This is a genomic window from Propionivibrio sp. (assembly GCF_049316945.1).
In the GTDB taxonomy this organism is placed as follows: Bacteria; Pseudomonadota; Gammaproteobacteria; order Burkholderiales; family Rhodocyclaceae; genus Propionivibrio.
In genome coordinates this window covers 25,524-43,820 of record NZ_JBMOJE010000031.1, presented here as the reverse complement: position 1 = coordinate 43,820, position 18,297 = coordinate 25,524, and the positions used below count along the sequence as shown (strand labels likewise).

The 18,297-nt window shown below is 59.0% G+C and carries 19 protein-coding genes and 1 pseudogene; 8 read left to right on the top strand and 12 right to left on the bottom strand.

Features of this window, described 5'->3' with window-relative positions:
* The 8 genes and pseudogenes from ACOYNV_RS09435 to ACOYNV_RS09400 all read right to left on the bottom strand — a co-directional run.
* The coding region (locus ACOYNV_RS09435; protein ID WP_422899512.1) for a DUF3037 domain-containing protein at positions 1-424 on the bottom strand (424 nt) is incomplete at its 3' end.
* On the bottom strand, positions 421-738 hold the full coding sequence (locus tag ACOYNV_RS09430) for a HipA family kinase (RefSeq protein WP_422899511.1): 318 nt from the start codon (positions 736-738) through the stop codon (positions 421-423). The genes ACOYNV_RS09435 and ACOYNV_RS09430, both read right to left, overlap by 4 nt.
* Positions 739-761: 23 nt before the next feature.
* Positions 762-1,106, bottom strand: a complete 345-nt coding sequence (locus tag ACOYNV_RS09425) for a hypothetical protein (protein WP_422899510.1) — start codon at positions 1,104-1,106, stop codon at positions 762-764.
* Positions 1,103-1,393, bottom strand: coding sequence for a DUF2442 domain-containing protein (locus tag ACOYNV_RS09420; RefSeq protein WP_422899509.1), 291 nt, complete (start codon positions 1,391-1,393; stop codon positions 1,103-1,105). Before ACOYNV_RS09420 ends, ACOYNV_RS09425 begins: the two co-directional genes overlap by 4 nt.
* A 4-nt stretch (positions 1,394-1,397) precedes the next feature.
* Positions 1,398-1,655, bottom strand: a complete 258-nt coding sequence (locus ACOYNV_RS09415; protein ID WP_422899508.1) for a DUF4160 domain-containing protein — start codon at positions 1,653-1,655, stop codon at positions 1,398-1,400.
* Between the two features lie 24 nt (positions 1,656-1,679).
* The gene (locus ACOYNV_RS09410) at positions 1,680-3,140 is read right to left on the bottom strand and encodes an N-6 DNA methylase (RefSeq protein WP_422899507.1); all 1,461 of its coding nucleotides are present in this window, start codon (positions 3,138-3,140) and stop codon (positions 1,680-1,682) included.
* A 415-nt stretch (positions 3,141-3,555) separates the two neighbouring features.
* Positions 3,556-3,681 (bottom strand): GIY-YIG nuclease family protein, encoded by a 126-nt coding sequence (locus ACOYNV_RS09405; RefSeq protein WP_422899506.1) that lies wholly within the window; start codon positions 3,679-3,681, stop codon positions 3,556-3,558.
* Between the two features lie 125 nt (positions 3,682-3,806).
* Positions 3,807-5,742, bottom strand: a pseudogene (locus ACOYNV_RS09400) (type I restriction-modification enzyme R subunit C-terminal domain-containing protein).
* 363 nt (positions 5,743-6,105) lie between these two features.
* On the opposite strand from ACOYNV_RS09400, the gene ACOYNV_RS09395 reads away from it, so the two are divergent.
* Positions 6,106-6,384 carry a hypothetical protein gene (locus tag ACOYNV_RS09395; RefSeq protein ID WP_422899505.1) on the top strand — a complete coding sequence of 93 codons (279 nt, stop codon included), beginning with the start codon at positions 6,106-6,108 and terminating at the stop codon, positions 6,382-6,384.
* Between the two features lie 24 nt (positions 6,385-6,408).
* Positions 6,409-8,646 (top strand): NADP-dependent isocitrate dehydrogenase, encoded by a 2,238-nt coding sequence (locus ACOYNV_RS09390; RefSeq protein WP_422899504.1) that lies wholly within the window; start codon positions 6,409-6,411, stop codon positions 8,644-8,646.
* A 41-nt stretch (positions 8,647-8,687) separates the two neighbouring features.
* Here the strand turns inward: ACOYNV_RS09390 and ACOYNV_RS09385 are convergent, their stop codons facing one another.
* The 4 genes from ACOYNV_RS09385 to ACOYNV_RS09370 all read right to left on the bottom strand — a co-directional run bounded on the left by ACOYNV_RS09385 (position 8,688) and on the right by ACOYNV_RS09370 (position 11,836).
* Positions 8,688-8,921 carry an ATP-binding protein gene (locus tag ACOYNV_RS09385; protein ID WP_422899503.1) on the bottom strand — a complete coding sequence of 78 codons (234 nt, stop codon included), beginning with the start codon at positions 8,919-8,921 and terminating at the stop codon, positions 8,688-8,690.
* Positions 8,922-9,931: 1,010 nt separating this feature from the next.
* A complete protein-coding gene (locus tag ACOYNV_RS09380; protein WP_422899502.1) occupies positions 9,932-10,087 on the bottom strand; it encodes a hypothetical protein in 156 nt (51 codons plus the stop codon).
* Between the two features lie 113 nt (positions 10,088-10,200).
* The gene (locus ACOYNV_RS09375) at positions 10,201-10,575 is read right to left on the bottom strand and encodes a hypothetical protein (protein WP_422899501.1); all 375 of its coding nucleotides are present in this window, start codon (positions 10,573-10,575) and stop codon (positions 10,201-10,203) included.
* A 91-nt stretch (positions 10,576-10,666) separates the two neighbouring features.
* Positions 10,667-11,836: a sodium ion-translocating decarboxylase subunit beta gene (locus tag ACOYNV_RS09370; RefSeq protein ID WP_422899500.1), complete on the bottom strand. Its 1,170-nt coding sequence runs from the start codon at positions 11,834-11,836 to the stop codon at positions 10,667-10,669.
* A 264-nt stretch (positions 11,837-12,100) separates the two neighbouring features.
* On the opposite strand from ACOYNV_RS09370, the gene ACOYNV_RS09365 reads away from it, so the two are divergent.
* From ACOYNV_RS09365 to ACOYNV_RS09340, 6 genes are read left to right on the top strand one after another with little or no spacing between them, the layout of a single operon-like run.
* A complete protein-coding gene (locus ACOYNV_RS09365; RefSeq protein WP_422899499.1) occupies positions 12,101-13,564 on the top strand; it encodes a sensor histidine kinase in 1,464 nt (487 codons plus the stop codon).
* A complete protein-coding gene (locus ACOYNV_RS09360) occupies positions 13,564-14,199 on the top strand; it encodes a response regulator transcription factor (protein ID WP_422899498.1) in 636 nt (211 codons plus the stop codon). The genes ACOYNV_RS09365 and ACOYNV_RS09360 overlap by 1 nt, the downstream gene beginning before the upstream one ends.
* A gap of 57 nt (positions 14,200-14,256) precedes the next feature.
* Entirely contained in the window at positions 14,257-16,038 is a 1,782-nt protein-coding gene (argS, locus tag ACOYNV_RS09355; protein ID WP_422899497.1) for an arginine--tRNA ligase, read from the top strand.
* A gap of 42 nt (positions 16,039-16,080) precedes the next feature.
* Complete coding sequence (locus ACOYNV_RS09350; RefSeq protein ID WP_422899496.1) at positions 16,081-16,707, top strand: SPOR domain-containing protein; 627 nt, start codon at positions 16,081-16,083, stop codon at positions 16,705-16,707.
* Between the two features lie 10 nt (positions 16,708-16,717).
* Positions 16,718-17,371, top strand: a complete 654-nt coding sequence (locus ACOYNV_RS09345; protein ID WP_422899495.1) for a thiol:disulfide interchange protein DsbA/DsbL — start codon at positions 16,718-16,720, stop codon at positions 17,369-17,371.
* A gap of 13 nt (positions 17,372-17,384) precedes the next feature.
* On the top strand, positions 17,385-18,176 hold the full coding sequence (locus tag ACOYNV_RS09340; protein ID WP_422899494.1) for an SDR family oxidoreductase: 792 nt from the start codon (positions 17,385-17,387) through the stop codon (positions 18,174-18,176).
* The last annotated feature ends 121 nt before the right edge of the window (positions 18,177-18,297 follow it).

The window sequence follows — 18,297 nt, the reverse complement described above, 5'->3', positions numbered from 1 at the left end:
CGCTGGTGTGAAAAGTGCCAAACCAATTGGGTCCTAACAGAAGAAATCTGACCTTAGGATCATCGGCCAGCGCAATCCGCTGATCGGCAAACTGCAGCATCGCCTCGCGCGGACGAACCAGTTCAGCAAACAGGTTGCGGGCCAGCGCCAGGTCGGGCTGCGTCTTCCTGCCATCGAGCGCCAGGCGCCGTAAATCACCGGCAAAGCGTTCCAGTTCTTCCTTGAACAGGTCACGACCATCCAGATAAATCTTACGATCAATCTGGTGAAAAAACTGCGTGATGCGGCCATACTGCTTGAGCAGGCGGAAGCCGAAAAAGCGTGCATCAGGCGCCATCAGGACGATGCCCACGTTGGCGAACTCGCACGTTTCAACAAACGGGCGGAAGCGGAGCAGGGCATATTGGCAGGCAAACTTTTTCATGGTGTATTCCAGAAATCTTCCCGGTGGCAACGTTCCAGGCAAGGAACAATTTCGTCCCAAGTCACATCGGCTGGGACACCCTCTGCGAAATGCCACCAAGAATCGGGGGCGCTAACACGGATGTCGTCAAGCTTTGAAAGCACGGCATTCATCCTGGCTTGATAGCGCTCTCGTTCGGCATGATCGTCAAAGACTCGGCTCCAGTAGCTCGCGAAGACGTGGGAATCGAAAAAATGCGCTGCATTGAAATTGCGATCAAAGGCCTGGTTATGGTCGATCACCGCCAGTTGCCCGGACTTCATGTTCCACAGCAAATTGGGGTTGCCGCCGAACTCGGTTAGGTGACGATCTTCGTTGCGTAGCCACCTGAATTACTTCGTTTCGGGGCGGGCAGGTTGCCTCCGTATTCAAGCGAAAAAACAGACTCAAAACGCCTCCACTGCCAACTATCAGGCACGTCAAAAGGACGCACACCATCGTTTAATGAAACGATTGGTTTCGATTTATGGCCGGACCTTTTTAAAACAATCCGCTTCAGCAATTCGCTCGCTGGTTCATCCTCCGCATCCTGCGACACCAGCTTGCCGCGCACCGCCAGCTCCAGGATCAGCCCGCGCAGCTTCTTGATGCCATTCGGTGCAGAGACGATCAGGTCGAGATGCTCGGGCAGGCGGGCGCTCATCCCGCATAGCCCCAGGTCTTGAATTGCTGCTGGAGTTGTGGATCGCTCTTGAAGGCCTGGAAGTAAACGAATTCCGGCGCCAGATCTGCGCCATTCGGCCAGGCGATGGTTTCGAGCTCGGCATCGACCGTCAGCCTGGCGAATTCGCTCTTGTCCTTGAGCGCCTCGAATACGCCACCGCCTTGCAGGGCCTCGGCGAGGTCGGCAATGCCCGCTTTGCCGTCGTTGAAGGTCACGGCAACTTTGTAGTCGCCCAGATAGCGGGCTTCCTTGATGTGCAGGAACATGGCTTTACTCCAGCGGTTCAATGGGCGTTGGTAATTGCGATTGGCGGCATAGTTCCCAGTCCTTCAGCAGCTCTTCCTGGTGCAGACCGTACCATTCGAGTACATGTCGCAGTGCACGCTTAGGGAATTTTCCTTCGACAATACCGTCGTGAATATTCACCGTGATTTCGTATTCGCTATATTTGGCATGGAAATACGGTGGGGCGTGATCATTCCAGAACATGCTTATCACAATTCCCAGAAATCGGCTGATGATGGGCATGGCGAAGTCCTTTCCGGGAATGCGTCAGTCGCTACTCAGCGCGGCCGCCAGCACGGCCTTGAGCTGGTTGCGCGTCTCGGCGATGCGCTCTTGAAGCCGGGCGTAGTCGGCGAGCAGCACATCCGGGTCGTGGACGACCAGATCCGGGCTGTGCGGGTTCTTGATGTCGAGGTTGTAGTTACGCCCCTTGATGTCGTCGGCGCTGACCTTCCAGGCATACTCGTTCTCGACGCGGTCGCTTCTTTCCACACCGCCCCACCACGCCTTTTCGACCTCGAATTCCTCGATGCGCATCGGCTTGGTCTTGTTGTAGTTCTTGACACCCGCCGGGTAGGGATGCTCGTAGAACCACACGTCCCTTGTTGGCTGGCCTTTGGTGAAGAAGAGCAGATTGGTCTTGATGCCGGTGTAGGGGGCAAAGACGCCGTTGGACAGACGAACGATGGTGTGCAGGTTGCAGGTTTCGAGCAGTTGTTCATTGATGCGCGTCTTGATGCCCTCGCCGAACAGCGTGCCGTCGGGCAGCACTACCGCGGCGCGGCCGCCATCCTTCAGGAGGTGCATGATCAGCACCAGGAACAGGTCGGCGGTTTCGCGGGTGCGGAAGGTCGCCGGGAAGTTGTTCTCGATGCCGTCCTCCTCCATGCCGCCGAACGGCGGATTGGTCAGGATGACGTCGACACGGTCGCGTGGGCCATAGTCGCGCAGCGGACGCGACAGGGTGTTGTCGTGGCGCACGTTAGTCGGCACGTCGATGCCGTGCAGGATCATGTTGGTGGTGCACAGCAGGTGTGGCAGCGGTTTCTTCTCAACGCCGAAGATCGAATCCTGCAACAGCTGCTCCTGATCGACGGTCTTGACCTGTTGTTTGCGCACGGTTTCGATGGCACAGGTCAGGAAGCCGCCGGTGCCACAGGCCGGGTCGAGGATCTTTTCGCCGAGTTGCGGCGCGACCATATCGACCATGAACTGCGTGACCGGCCGTGGCGTGTAGTACTCACCCGCGTTGCCGGCGTTCTGCAGGTCGCGCAGGATCTGCTCGTAGAGGTCGCCGAACAGGTGGCGGTCCTGCGCCTTGTTGAAGTCGAGCCCGTCGACGATCTTGTTGATCACCTGCCGCATCAGATGGCCGGATTTCATGTAGTTGTAGGCGTCCTCGAAGACGCCACGGATGACGTAGCCGCGCTTGTCGCCGCCAGCCGGCTGCAGGTCTTTCAGGGTCGGGAAGAGCTGGTTATTGACGAAGTCGAGCAGTTCATCACCGGTCATACCCTCCTGGTCGGCCGCCCAGTTGCGCCAGCGCAACGCGTCGGGAATCGGCGAGCGATAGTCGTCAGCCAGCAGCTCGTACTCAGTTTCCTTGTCGTCGTAGATCTTGAGGAAGAACATCCAGACCAGCTGGCCGATGCGCTGCGCGTCGCCATCGACGCCGACATCCTTGCGCATGATGTCCTGGATTGATTTGATGGTGGAGCTGATGGACATGAGGTCTTTTCGTAAAGGGTCAGGATTTACCGTGCTTACTGGATTCCGGGGTGACGTTCGTTCGCCGGAACGACAGGCGGTGAGACTCAGGTCCGTCGTCGTCCCGGCGAAAGCCGGGACCCAGATTCGTACATCTGATCATGATGTTGAAAGACCTTTTTTTGATAGACGAACTGGATTCCGGGTCAAGCCCGGAATGACGGGGTTTGTGAATCTATTCGTTTCAAGATGACAGGCTATCAGATCAGGCGCTTCAGACAATTTCATCGTACAGGTCTCGCCACTCCGGGTTTGTTGCCTCGATCAATTCAAGCTTCCAGGCGCGGCGCCATTCCTTGATCGCCTTTTCCCGCGTGATGGCTGACTCCATCGTCACGTGCTGCTCGAACCAGACCAGGGTGTGAACACCGTACTTCTAGGAAAAACCTTCTCCCAGATCATTCTTGTGTTGCCAGATACGCTGCACGAGATTGGAGCTGACGCCGACGTAGAGCGTTCCGTTCCTGCGGCTGGCGAGCAGATAGACGCACGGTTGTTTCATTGATTAACCCGGCCATTGAATATCGTCGTCCCGGCGAAAGCCGGGACCCAGTCGGCGATCCAAAAACCTGGATTCCTGCGTTCGCCGGAATGACGGTCTTGGGGTGAGGCGGATTGGGCCGAATTTCATCCATAGAGTTGTTGTTCCAGCTCCTGCACCGCCTTGAGATAGGCCGGTTTGCCGCCGAAGGAGTTGATCAGTTCAGGCGCGGTACCGAGGCGCGAGAAAGGGTCGAGGGTCAGGATTTTAATATCTTCGATGCTCTCGATACCAGAGTCCGCGTACTTGTCGAGCAGCGCATCCAGCACGGGACGGGCCTGATCGCCATAGCGGGCGAATACGTCGCGCTTTTTGACCTGGTCGGCGCGCTCCTGGCGCGACAGCGCGGGGCGGTCGAAGGCGACGTGGCAGATCAGGTCGAAGGGGTCAAAGACCTTGTCGGCGCCTTTGCCAAGCCTCTTGCCGACCTCTTCAGCCAACGCTTCGAGCAGGATGCCCTGGTTGGCCAGCTCGTCGAACAGCACCTGTTTTTTCTCGGTGGCGCTCCAGCGGCACAGGAAGTCGTCGAGCGAGGCAAACTCCTTATGCACCGCCTTGCGCGTGTAGTCCTTGAGCGATTCGGTGATCAGCTTGCCGTCCGGGCCGTAGTACTGGATACGCTCGGCGACGACATACACCGTCACTTCGCCGCCGACCACGTACTTGATGCGCTTGGCGCCCTCGACGTCGGGCGGGAAGACTGGCGGCGGCTCTTCATCGTCACCTTCGCCGCCTTCGCCATCGACCGGCTCACCATCCACATCCTCGGGTTCGTCGGGTGGCACGACCGGGTCGTCCGGGCCGGGCTCATAGATCTGCACCGGATCGCCGTCGAAGGCCGGATCGGCAAAGAGTTCAGTCGCCTTCTTGAAGTCCATGATGGTGAACCAGAACTTGCCGTAGTCCTCGTTGATGCGGGTTCCACGGCCGATGATCTGCTTGAACTCGGTCATCGATTGAATGCGTTGGTCGAGAACGATGAGCTTGCAGGTCTGGGCATCGACGCCGGTCGTCATCAGCTTGCTGGTGGTGGCGATCACCGGGTAGCGTCTCTCCGGGTCGATGAAGTTGTCGAGCTCGGCCTTGCCCTCCTGCTCGTCGCCAGTAATCCGCATCACGTACTTGCGGTTCTCCTTGACCCGCTGCGGATTGAGATTGACCAGCGCCTGACGCATGCGCTCGGCGTGGTCGATGTCGTCGCAGAAGACGATGGTCTTGGCGTAGGGATCGGTTGAACGCCTGATAGAGCGACAGGTAGATCTCGAATGCCTTGTTGGCCTGGCGCTTGCCGATCTTGGTCATGGCCTGGCCGAACGGCTTGAAGCCGTTGGTGCGCGTCTGGTCGACGAGGATGTTGCGGTCGGCGAGGAACAGGATGCGCTTCTTGATCCTGGCTTTCCACAAGCGCCAGATAATCTGGAAGGCGGTATAGGTCTTGCCAGTACCGGTAGCCATCACCAGCAAGATGCGCGACTGTCCGCGGGCGACGGCTTCGACCGTGCGATTGACGGCGGTCACCTGGTAATAGCGCGGCACGCGGTCTGAGCCATCGTCGAAGTAGGGCGTCTCGATGGTCGCGACGGCGTCGCCGACCAGCCCCTTCAAGGCACAGTAGCGCTGCCAGAGTTCGGCGGGCGACGGGAATTGCGCGAGGGTCAGCACCGTTTCGGTCGTCGCCGCGTTGCCGGTGCGGTCATGAAACAGGAAGCCGTCACCGTTGCTGGAGAAGACGAAGGGAATGTCGAGCGTCTCGCCGTAGTCCAGCCCCTGTTGCATGCCGGCGCCGACGCTGTGGTTGGCATCCTTGGCCTCGATCAGCGCGATAGGCTGGTTGGGGTGAAAGTACAGGATGTAGTCGGCGCGCTTGCCCTTGCCCCGGCTGTGCAGCTTGCCTCTGACGATGACGCGGCCCTTGGTGAAGCTGACTTCCTCACGGATCTGGGTAGGTAAGTCCCAGCCTGCGGAAACCAGGGCCGGCGTGATGAATCGGGTGCAAACGTCGCGTTCGGAGAGTTTGGGCATGGCGTCGTCGCAAGCCCGGCAGGGCAGAACGGTCATGATAAACGAATCCAGACGGCGGCGCGGATAAAGCACCGGCCAATGGCATGGCAAGATGGCGCGCAGCAGTTCGGCTTGTGTGCTTTCCCTTTTAGAAAATCATACAGATTCTCTTCCCCATCTCTCACCTTGGTTCAATCTGCGTTCAGTAGGCAAACGCGGGAAGCAGACGCACAGAAATCACAATGGCAGCTAACTGATGGTAAAGCTGCCTGTCACAGATATTTAATGTCGGGCAGCTCGTCGGCCAATCCGGCCGTTGGAGGGCGGTGCCACGAACGGCTACAATGTGTTGGTCAGCGGCCGTTGGTGTAAAAGATGTGTCGATTGCGTTTGCTGCACAGCATCGAACAAGGTTTGCGGGAAAGCCTGCCGGAAACAGATGGCGGAACACACACCCATACGCACATCAACACACACGGATTTCAGGATAGATCTGACGAACCAGGCGGGAAAACTGGCGGGAAATTACAGTTGACGATAGACGGAAGGTGCATGGATACTTCCGGGAAGGTGGTTGAATTTCCTTTACTTACCGCAGAAAAAAATTCAGCCAACATCCCGCACGACCGTTTTCCTGTTGCGCAGCAGGTGCGTTCCCTATAACCATTCAATCAATTGAGATAAGCGATGAGCGAGCAAAAACCCACCATCATCTACACCCTGACCGACGAGGCACCGCTGTTGGCAACGAGCGCCTTCCTGCCCATCATCCGCACCTTCACCGCGCCGGCCGGCATCGACGTGACCACCAGTGATATTTCGGTGGCTGCGCGCATCCTGAGCATGTTCCCCGAATGCCTGAGTGAAGCGCAGCGTGTGCCCGACACCCTGGCCGAGCTGGGGCAGTTGACCTTCAAGCCCGAAGCCAACATCATCAAGCTGCCCAACATCAGCGCCTCCCAGGGCCAGCTGATCAGCGCCATCAAGGAGCTGCAGTCCAAGGGTTACGCCATCCCCGACTATCCCGAGGCGCCCAGGACCGACGAGGAAAAGGCCATCCGGGCGCGATACGCCCGATGCATCGGATCGGCCGTGAACCCGGTTCTGCGCGAAGGCAACTCGGACCGCCGCGCCCCTCGTGCGGTGAAGGAATACGCCCGCAAGAACCCGCACAGCATGGCCGACTGGAGCCAGGCTTCGCGTTCGCACGTTTCGCACATGCACCGCGGCGACTTCTATCACGGTGAAAAGTCGATGACGCTCGACAAGGCCCGCGACGTGCGCATGGAACTGCTCACAAAAAGCGGCAAGACCATCGTGCTGAAAGCCCTCACCAAGCTGCTGGACCGCGAGGTCATCGACAGCATGTACATGAGCAAGAAGGCGCTGTGCGACTTCTACGAGCAGGAAATTGAAGACGCGTACAAGACCGGCGTGATGTTCTCGCTGCACGTCAAGGCCACGATGATGAAGGTCTCGCACCCCATCGTGTTCGGCCACTGCGTGAAAATCTTCTACAAGGACGCCTTCGCCAAGCACGGCGCACTGTTCGACGAACTGGGCGTGAACGTCAACAACGGCATGGCCAACCTGTACGACAAGATCGCCACACTGCCGCAGAGCAAGCAGGACGAGATCAAGCGCGACCTGCACGCCTGCCACGAGTACCGCCCCGAGCTGGCCATGGTCGACTCCGCCAAGGGCATCACCAATTTCCATTCGCCCAACGACATCATCGTGGACGCTTCGATGCCCGCGATGATCCGCAATGGCGGCAAGATGTGGGGGGCTGATGGCCGGCTGAAGGACGTCAAGGCCGTGATGCCCGAGAGCACCTTTGCCCGCATCTACCAGGAGATCATCAACTTCTGCAAGTGGCACGGCGCCTTTGATCCCAAGACCATGGGCACCGTGCCCAACGTTGGCCTGATGGCGCAGCAGGCCGAGGAATACGGCTCGCACGACAAGACCTTCGAGATCACCGAAGACGGCGTGGCCAACATCACTGACATTGACACTGGCGAAGTGCTGCTGAGCCAGGACGTGGAAGCCGGCGACATCTGGCGCATGTGTCAGTGCAAGGACGCCGCCATCCGCGACTGGGTCAAGCTGGCCGTCACGCGGGCCCGCAACTCCGGCATGCCGGTCGTGTTCTGGCTCGATGTCTACCGCCCGCACGAAGCGCAGCTGATCACCAAGGTCAAGATGTACCTGCACGAGCACAACACCGCCGGCCTGGACATCCAGATCATGAGCCAGGTGCGCGCCATGCGCTACACGCTGGAGCGCGTGATCCGCGGCCTGGACACCATCAGCGCCACCGGCAACATCCTGCGCGACTACCTGACCGACCTGTTCCCCATCATGGAACTGGGCACCAGCGCCAAGATGCTGTCCATCGTGCCGCTGATGGCGGGTGGCGGCATGTACGAAACGGGTGCCGGCGGCTCGGCGCCCAAGCACGTGCAGCAACTGGTCGAGGAAAACCACTTGCGCTGGGATTCGCTGGGCGAGTACCTGGCGCTGGCTGTGAGCCTGGAAGACCTCGGCATCAAGACCGGCAACAACAAGGCCAAGATCCTGGCCGGTGCGCTGGACGCCGCCACCGGCAAGCTGCTGGACAACAACAAGAATCCCTCGCCCAAGACCGGTCAGCTCGACAACCGCGGCAGCCAGTTCTACCTGGCGATGTACTGGGCTCAGGAACTGGCCGCGCAGACTGAAGACGCCGCACTGGCCGCCCGGTTTGCCCCGCTGGCTAAAGCGCTCGCCGACAACGAGCAGACCATCGTGGCCGAACTCGCAGCGGTGCAGGGCAAGCCGGTCGACATTGGCGGCTACTACCTGCCCGATTTCGCCAAGCTCGAAACCGTGATGCGGCCGAGCCCGACGCTGAATGCCGTGCTGGCGGCTGCGCAGGCCTGAGCAGCAGCGGCGGCAACGCCGCGCCTCGTCACCCCGTCAGGCTATTCGGCGGTTGGCGGGGCGCGATGGACCATGCTGATCACGTTGAAGGGACACTTCGGCTCGCATTTCCTGCATCCGGTGCAGGCGTCCAGATCGCTGATCACCGAGGTCTTGCGCCAGTCCTTCAGTTCCAGGCTCAGCAGATGAAACGGGCAAGCCGCCACACACCAGCCGCATCCGGTGCAACGGGCAGCGTCGATCCAGGGCAATAATTCACAGCGACCGGCGGGCATTTCAGATCGGGGTTTAGCGGCTTGAGTGCGTGGAAAGATGGCCACTTTACATCCGGAGCCAATCCGGCGCGTCGGGCTTGTCGGTGGTTCGGCGCCGGGTGCCCATTTCTGGCGCACCCAGGGCGGCGATTGCAGCTTCGGCGCTCTATAGCAGGTAACTGAGCAGAGCCGCCGTTCATAACCCGGTATCGAAATGCGGCTCCTCGGTCAATTTTGGACTGATCGGCAGTTAAGGGCCGCAAAGCTGACCTAGTCAGCACAGAGCGCCAACGGCAGTTCAGGCCGACGAGCGGACTGACAGCCAATAAGGTCGAACGGCAGGTAACTGATGAGTTACCTGCCGTTGATGCATATCGATTTTCGAAGACCTCTACGGCCCCTCCTAGCCGAATTGCGTCTTTCCAGAGTGTCGGAATTGCGAGTGGAACAAAGAGGTGTTTTCATCGAAAACGCAGTCATTCTTTATTTTCCGTTGGAACAGTTTCGTGGTGTTTCTGAGTGCCGCACCTATGCACATTGCGGCTACTTTCCGGCCCAAAGCTGGGGGCAATCCGGAAGGGCTTTCTGTAAATCGCGGTGCATGCCGGCGCGAAATCGGTGAAGATTGGCGGCGGCCCCCAGCTTCGGCCTTGCTTGCGAAGGGCCCGGTGAACTTCCAATCCTTTGAGGAAACAGAAAATGTGCCATTACAGCCATTACATTCACCGTTAGCAATTCGCCTCGGGCCACTTCCTGAATGATAAATTTTCTGTCTGCACTCTCGCCACCGCGGCTCTGATCTGCGCCTGCAACATCTCAAGCGCGCAGGCGCAATCGAGCAAGCTTGGCACCTACAGTGGCAGCATCGCTGTTTCCGAAACCCTGAGTCGTCCGAATCTCAGGCTGACCTCCAGGGCGACAGTCAAGGTCAACCTGCCGGTCACCGAACGCGACAATTCCTCCATCTCAGCCGAATTTCTCAGCGGCGAAGCGCCAGCCGCCAGTGTCCTGATCGCGCAATGGGACAGCTTTCACAAGGAATCGTCTGCCGATTCGGGCGGCCAATTCAACACAACCACATGCTCGCTAGCCGCTCCGGTGGAAATTTCGATGACCCCGACGGGTGTGCTGAACGTGGATTTGCAGGCGAAGAAGCACTCCTTGTCGATAGTCTTGCTCTCGATCAAGGATGTTGCCTTCAACCCAGGGAAACCACGGTCCAATCGTTCAGGAGTGGGATCTGCGCCTGGGGCAATGATGATGGAGGTCGGCTCCTTCAAACTCCTGGCATAGCCATGTTCTAGCGCACCGTGTGCGAACCGTGCTGGGCAATCCGCCCTTCGGCTGCCCACGAGGCGCTGCGTTGCGAGGGCTGGATGTTGATAATGCGATGCGGCGATCCATCCATGACGACAAAGACTGCTGCCGCGATGGCGGCGATATCGTCCAGGGCGACCATGTCGGGTCTGTTGTCGGGGATGGCTTTTTCAGCGTGGCCAACTTTTTTGTCGTGCGTGGCCTTAGGCGCTGGCTTCAAGAACAAAGCCACGCGATTGAGCAGCGGAAAAAACGACAGCACGACGCCGATGCCACTAATAATGATGAAGCTGAGAAAGAAGTCGATAACGCTGACAATTATCGCCCCCTGGAGCGTATCCGGAACAAGAGCGGTCATGACGGCCTCGCCTCAATGGTTATAGCAAGAGAATGAGCACCAGGTGGCACCATGGACGCTGCAATGAAACAGGGGATCACGTGTTTCATGCTCAGTTCGCTCCCAGCAGGGCGAGCAGAATACCGCCCGAGATGGCCGTTCCGAAAACACCGGCGAGATTGGGTCCCATGGCATGGTAAATCAGGAGATTTTTCGGATTCGCCTTGTACGCCTCGATATGCGCGACGCGCGCCGCGATGGGGACGGAAGCGATACCGGCCGACCCGATCAGCGGATTGATCTTTACCTTGAGGAACAGATTCATGATTTTTGCCGTAACCACACCGGAGCCGGTACCGAAGAGGAATGCGATCAGGCCGAGTATGACGATTTGGAGCGTCTGGAAAGTGAGGAATTTCTCGGCCGCCATGGTGGAGCCAATGGCCACGGTCAAAATGATGATGATGACGTTCATCAAGCCGCCGGCCGCAGTCTTCGACAGACGATCCGTCACACCAACCTCTTTGAGCAGATTACCGAGCATGAGCATGGAGATCAGCGGGGCTACCGGCGGAAAGAACAGGTTGACGATAATGGCGATGACGAGGGGGAAGGCGATTCTTTCCAGCTTGGTCACTTTGCGTGATTCCGCCATGCCTATTTCACGTTCCGCCTTGGTGGTCAACAAACGCATCACCGGCGGCTGGATCATCGGCATCAGCGCCATATAGGAGTAGGCCGCGACGGAGATTGGCCCGAGCAGATGCGGCGCCAGCTTGACCGCGACGAAAATCGCCATCGGCCCGTCAGCGCCGCCGATGAGCCCGATGGCGCCCGCTTCACTCAGCGTGAAGCCGAGCATCTTGGCGAGAATCAGCGCTACAAAAATGCCCAGATGCGCTCCCGCCCCGAGGAGTACCAGCTTGGGATTGGCGATCATCGGCCCGAAGTTGGTCATCGCTCCGACACCGAGGAAAATCAGCGGCGGGATGATGAGCTTTTCCACACCCATGTAGGCATAGTGGAACAGTCCGCCATCCTTCACTGCATAGAGCAGCGCCGATATGGCGGGCCCACCGGGAACGTCCGGTGGCCCGGGCACGTTGGCCACGATGCAGGAAAACCCGATGCCGACGAGTAGCAAGGGCTCGTAGTGCTTGGAGATCGCCAGGTAGATCATGATCACGCCAATGATGATCATGAACAGGTTGCCAAGGGAAAAGTTAACCGCCCCGGTCTGGTCTAGGAGTGCCTGCAAAAAGATTGGTATCTGGTCCAGCAAGTTACACCTTCTTTCAACGACGTCTGCGTCAGCAGGCTATCGATTATGATTTAACGTCATTAATGACAAATGGCTGGGACTCGGGGTTTTTTCGAGTCGTTGCAGCATACGCGGCCTGAGCGCAGCAGGAACTAGGGTTGCCCCTAGTCTTCATGCACGCCGCCTGGTCATGCTAAGGTGCAGGCTGGTCTTCAAATTCGACAGGAATGAAGCGTTGAAAGGTTCAGTTTTTTCGCGTAACGGGTGCGCTCAGAGGCGCACGAAGTGAAGCTGTGGGCAGCGCCACAGCAGCCGCTGCCATGGGCGGCCGCCTTTACCCGCTGGGCCACCAACAGCCCTGTCGCCGCCTCGGGTTTGGCCCTGGTACTGGTGGCTCTGGTCGCAACGCTCGACCAAGCTACCGGTTACGAGTTGCGCTTCGCCATCCTTTACCTGGTTCCGATTGCCCTTGCGACGTGGGCCGGAGGTTTGCGGGCGGGCGTAGCGATTGTTGCCGTATCCAGCCTTTTCTGGCTGGTGAGCTTTGGCTCCACACACCCGTATAAAGGCGATTTTTTCTTTTACTGGGAAGGCGTGGCGATGGTGGTCATCGACATCGCCTTCGTTCTGCTGCTGGCGCGCCTGCGTTTCGCCTTGACCCGCGCCGACGAGCGCTTCGTGCGTGTTCTCGAGGAATTGCATGCCGCTGTTTATGTCGCCGACCAGGACAGCGGCCGAATCCTTTATGCCAACCGCAGTCTCGCGCGCATGATCGACACAGATCCTCGCACTCTTAGCGCAGAAGATCTGGGCAAACGCTTTGGTCTTGGCGAAGTCACAACCGAGAGCGTGCTCGGCGAACATAAGGAGTTGATCGACGCCGAATTCGTTTCGCGCGAAGTGCGCGACCCGATGAGCGGCCGCTGGTACCAGGTGCAGGTGGTTCCGATTCCGTGGAAATCCAGCCGCAGTGTCAGCGTCCAGGTAATCACCGATATTTCAGAAAAGAAACGTGCGAAAGCCTTGAAACAGCAACACCAGGATATGCTGCACCAGACCGCCCGCCTGGCCGCACTGGCCGAGATTGCCACTTCACTCGCCCACGAAGTCAACCAGCCGCTGATGGCCATCGCGAGTTACAACGACGCTTGCCTTCGCCTGCTGGCAGCGCCCGTTTTCGACAAGGCACAAGTCGTCACCGCCCTGCAGCGCAGCCGCGAGCAGGCTCTGCGGGCCGGAAGAATCATCGGTCGCGTTCGTGACTTCATACGCAGCAAGCGCCCCAGTCCTACCCACTTTGATATCAATGCACTGGTGCGGGAATCGCTGGAACTTCTGGAAAATCAACTGGAGGACAGCGCAGTGACTGCCGAGTTGTCTTTGTCCGAGGGGCTACCAATGACCCATGCCGATCGGACCCTGCTGATTCAGGTCATCGTGAATCTGGTGCAGAACGCCATCGATGCCATGGATAAATCACCGCCATCCAGCCGGCGGCTAGGGGTGTCGACGGCCAAGGCCGCAGACGGTGCCATCGTCGTATCGATTGCCGATCAGGGTGAGGGGATTCCCGAAGCCATCAGCGTACGGTTGTACACGCCCTTATTCAGCACCAAGTCCCATGGCCTCGGCCTTGGGCTGTCCATTTGCCGCTCCGTCCTGGAAGCGCACGGTGGCCGCATATGGCACAGCACCAACCCGGATGGAGGATGCACCTTCCACTTCACCCTGCCCCCGGAGATCGATTGATGAACGCTTGTGAAACCGGGCTCACGGTCTTTGTCGTCGACGACGATGCGGCCGTTTGCGATGCCCTTGGTATGCTGCTGCAGTCGGCCGGGATGGAGGTTGAGACTTTCCGCTCCGCCGCCGCTTTCCTGAAGGCGCTACGCCCGGGCCAGACGGGTTGCCTGGTGCTCGACATCCGCATGCCGGGCATGAGCGGTCTGGATCTGCAGGACGAATTGCACAAGCGCAAAATTGCGATCCCGATCGTGTTTCTCACCGGACATGGCGATGTTCCGATGGCGGTACGCGCGCTGAAGAAGGGTGCCGTCGATTTCATCGAGAAGCCGCACGAGGAGGAGCGGCTGGTATTGTCCGTGCTCAACGCGTTGCGCATGGACGGGGAGCGGCGCAAACAGGCCAACCGGCATGACGATATATCCGCTGACCTGGCGACCCGGCTGGCAACACTTTCCGAGCGCGAACGCGAAGTACTGGACCGGATTCTGGAGGGCAAGCAGACACGGCAGATCACCGACGAGTTGCACATCGGTGTCAAGACCGTTGAATTCCACCGCGCCAACATCAGGGAGAAGCTTGGCGTCGCAACGCAAGCACAGTTGTTCAGCCTGTTCATACCGTCAGAGGGCGATGCTTGATGCAGACGGGCATCGTATAATCGGCCCCTTGCCCTATTTACAAGATAAAGCGCCACGATGACTCACGATATCAAGACCCATCTGACCGACTTGATGCGCGCTGCGCTGTTAAGCGTCGTGCCGGATCAGGCGGACACCGCCATCATTCTGGAACGTCCGAAGCAGGCTTCGCATGGCGATTTCTCATGCAATCTGGCGATGCAACTGGCGCGCCCGATGAAGCGGAATCCGCGCGAACTGGCGCAGCTGCTGCTCTCCGAAATCCCGAAATCACCCTTCGTTGGCAAGACCGAAATTGCCGGTGCCGGCTTCATCAACTTCCACCTGCTGCCGTCGGCCAAGCTGGAAGTGATTCGCAGCATTCTCGATCAAGGCGAGTCATTTGGCCGCTCGACGCTGGGTGGCAAGAAAAAGCTGCAAGTCGAATTCGTCTCGGCCAACCCGACCGGCCCGCTGCACGTCGGCCATGGCCGTGGCGCGGCGTACGGCGCCAGCCTCTCAAACCTGCTGGCTTACTCCGGCTGGGATGTAACCCGCGAATATTATGTGAATGACGCCGGCCGGCAGATGGACATTCTGGCCCTCTCGGCCTGGCTGCGTTATCTGGAACTCTACGCCGGGGCGGATGGCGGCGTCAGCTTCCCGCCGAATGGCTACAAGGGCGATTACGTGCGCGACATGGCCGAGCAGATGAAAATCGCCCATGATGGCAAGTACGTTCGCCCGGCCGCTGCCGTGCTCCAAGACACACCCGGACTGCCCGACGCCGAGCGTGCCGACGATGAAGCCAAGGCGCAACGCGAGACGCATCTCGATGCGCTGATCGCCAATGCCAAGACGCTGCTCGGCGAGGACTGGAACTACGTGCATAACCACGTGCTGACCGAGCAACTCGGCGATGGTCGCAGTGATCTCGAAGAATTCGGCGTTCATTTTGATGTGTGGTTCTCGGAAAAATCGCTGTTCGATACCGGCCTCGTTGCCCGCTGCGTCGAGCAACTCGACAAGGCCGGCCACCTGTACATCCAGAACGGCGCCAAGTGGTTCAAGTCCACGTCCTTTGGCGACGAGAAGGATCGCGTCGTGCAGCGCGACAACGGTCTCTACACCTATTTCGCTTCCGACATCGCCTACCACCTGAACAAATACGAACGCGGCTTCGAACGTATCATCAACATCTGGGGTGCCGACCATCATGGCTACATCCCGCGCGTGAAAGGTGCCTTGGCAGCGATTGGCCTTGACCCGGACGTTCTCGACGTGGCGCTGGTGCAATTTGCCGTGCTTTACCGCAACGGCCAGAAGGCCTCGATGTCCACCCGCTCCGGCGAATTCGTCACGCTGCGCACGCTGCGCGAGGAAGTTGGCAACGATGCCTGCCGCTTCTTCTATGTGCTGCGCAAGTCGGATCAGCATCTCGACTTCGACCTCGACCTGGCAAAAAGCCAGACCAACGAAAACCCGGTCTATTACATCCAGTACGCCCACGCCCGCGTCTGTTCGCTGCTGGCGCAATCGGGCAGCGATGCGAGCACCGAAGCTGCATTCATTAATGCTGACCTGGCGCTGCTCGATAACCCGCATGAACTGGCGGTTTCCGCCAAGCTGAACGAGTTCCCCGAAATCATCGAATCCGCTGCCAGGGAGTTGGCGCCGCACATGATCGCCTTCTACCTGAAGGATCTGGCCGCAGAATTCCACAGCTACTACAATGCGGAGCGCATGCTGGTCGAAGATGCCGCGCTGAAGAATGCACGTATCGCGCTGGCGGTTGCGGTGCGGCAGGTAATCCGCAATGGCTTGGCCATTCTCGGCGTCAGTTGCCCGCAATCGATGTAATTATTGAACCAATGAATCAGAGAGACGGTCATGAGTCGTGATATGAAACCCCGCAGACAGAGCAATGCGCCAACCAGAAAAAAAACCGGCGGTGGCATGCTGGTCGGCCTTTTCCTTGGCCTGGTTCTGGGCGTACTTTGTGCGGCGGGCGTGGTCTGGTACATCTACAAAACGCCCCCTCCTTTTACCAACAAGAGCCAGCCCTCGCCAACACCGCCTCCAGTCGCCGGACAGCAGCCGGGCACGCCCCCGGCACCGATGGCGCTGCCGGGCAAACCGGGTGATCCGATCCCGCAGAATGGCGACAAGCCGCGCTTTGATTTCTACAAGATACTGCCCGGCAATGCCGATGCCATTCCCGACCCGAAACCGGCTGATCCCAAACAGGCCGACGCGGCCAAAGGCAAGAACGAAAAGGAAAAGGAAAGCGCGCTCAAGGAGCCGGTCTATTTGCAGACGGGTTCTTTCCAGAATGCCGGTGACGCTGACAACCAGAAAGCCAAACTTGCGTTAATGGGTGTTGAGGCCTCGGTTCAGCAAGTCATGCTGCAGGAAAAGGTGTGGTATCGCGTTCGCCTTGGGCCGTTCAAGAAGATGGATGAATTGAATAACATGCGCTCCGATCTCTCCAGGCAGGGTGTCGAAGCCAACGTAGTCAAGAAGGACTAAGGAAACAATCATGAAAAAGCACCTGAACGGATGGCTTGCCGCCATCGCTTTCGCCCTGCTCTCGGTCGCCTTGCCGGTACAGGCGCAACTCGCCGTCGGACGGGACTACACGGTCATCGACCCGGCGCAGGGAACCGACAATCCGGCCAAAATCGAGGTTATCGAGTTTTTCTCCTACGCCTGCCCGCATTGCAGCGACCTCAATCCGTACATCATCAAATGGGCAGCCAAACTCCCGGCCGATGTCGCCTTCAAGCGCGTACCGGTCAGCTTCAACAGCCCCTTCTATCAGTTGATGGCCAAGCTCTATTACGCACTGGAAGCCATGGGCGAACTGCAAAAGCTGGATGGTGCCGTGTTTAACGCCATCCACGAAAAGGGGCTGAAACTGATCGACGATAAAAGCGTCCTCGAATGGGTTACCGGGCAAGGGGTTGATGCTAAAAAATTCTCCGATGCCTACAACTCCTTCGGTGTCATGACCAAGGTCAAGCGCGCCGACCAGATGGCCCAGGCATCCAAGCTTCGTGGCGTACCCGCGCTCGTCGTCGACGGCCGCTATCTGGTCGTCGGGCAGGAAATCAAATCCCATGCTGATCTCCTGGCGCTGACCGACAAGGTCATCGACAAGGCGCGCAGCGAACGCAACCTGAAAAAGAAGTAAGCGCATTCAAGCTGTGCCCACCGCGCCGAAAGTCTTCATCACCGGCGCCTCGTCCGGGATCGGCAGCGCGCTGGCCAGCCATTACGCGCAACAGGGCGCAATTCTCGGAATCGCTGCCCGGCGGGGCGAGCAACTCGCCTCGCTGGCCGAGACGCTGACCAGCGCGGGCGCGAAACAGGTTTCCTGCTATCCCCTAGATGTCACCGATGCGGCCGCGCAACGTGCAGCGGCAGAAGACTTCATTTCCCGCAATGGGTCGCCCGACATCGTCATCGCCAATGCCGGCGTATCTTCCGGCACGCTGACCGAGTGCGCCGAAGACCTGGAAGTCATCCGGCGCATTTTCGAAATCAACGTCTATGGCATGGCCGCCACCTTTTCGCCGTTCATTGCCGCCATGCGGAAAGCCGCGATCATTGGCAAACCAGGGCGGCTGGTTGGCATCGCTTCGGTCGCCGGCATTCGCGGCCTGCCCGGCGCCGAAGCCTACAGCGCCTCGAAATCGGCAGCGATCACCTACCTTGAAAGCCTGCGCCTCGAAATGCGCGACTCCGGCGTCAAGGTCGTAACCATCGCCCCCGGTTACATCGAAACGCCGATGACGGCGATCAACCCTTACCGCATGCCCTTTCTGCTACCGGCCGACGAAGCGGCGCGGCGCTTTGCGCGGGCCATCGAGCGCGGCACCAGCTACACCGTGATTCCCTGGCAGATGGGCATCGTCGCCAAATTTCTCCGTTTGCTGCCGAACGTACTCTACGACCGGTTGTTCGCCAACGCGCCGCGCAAACCGCGATCTGTCTGAAAGGCCCGGCTACAGCACGCCTCATGCCTGCCTTCAGGGTATGCCCTGTAGATTGCCTATCCATGCGCCTTCCAGCCTTTCGATTTGACCGGTGTGCAGCCTTTTTTTCGGAAATCAGGTG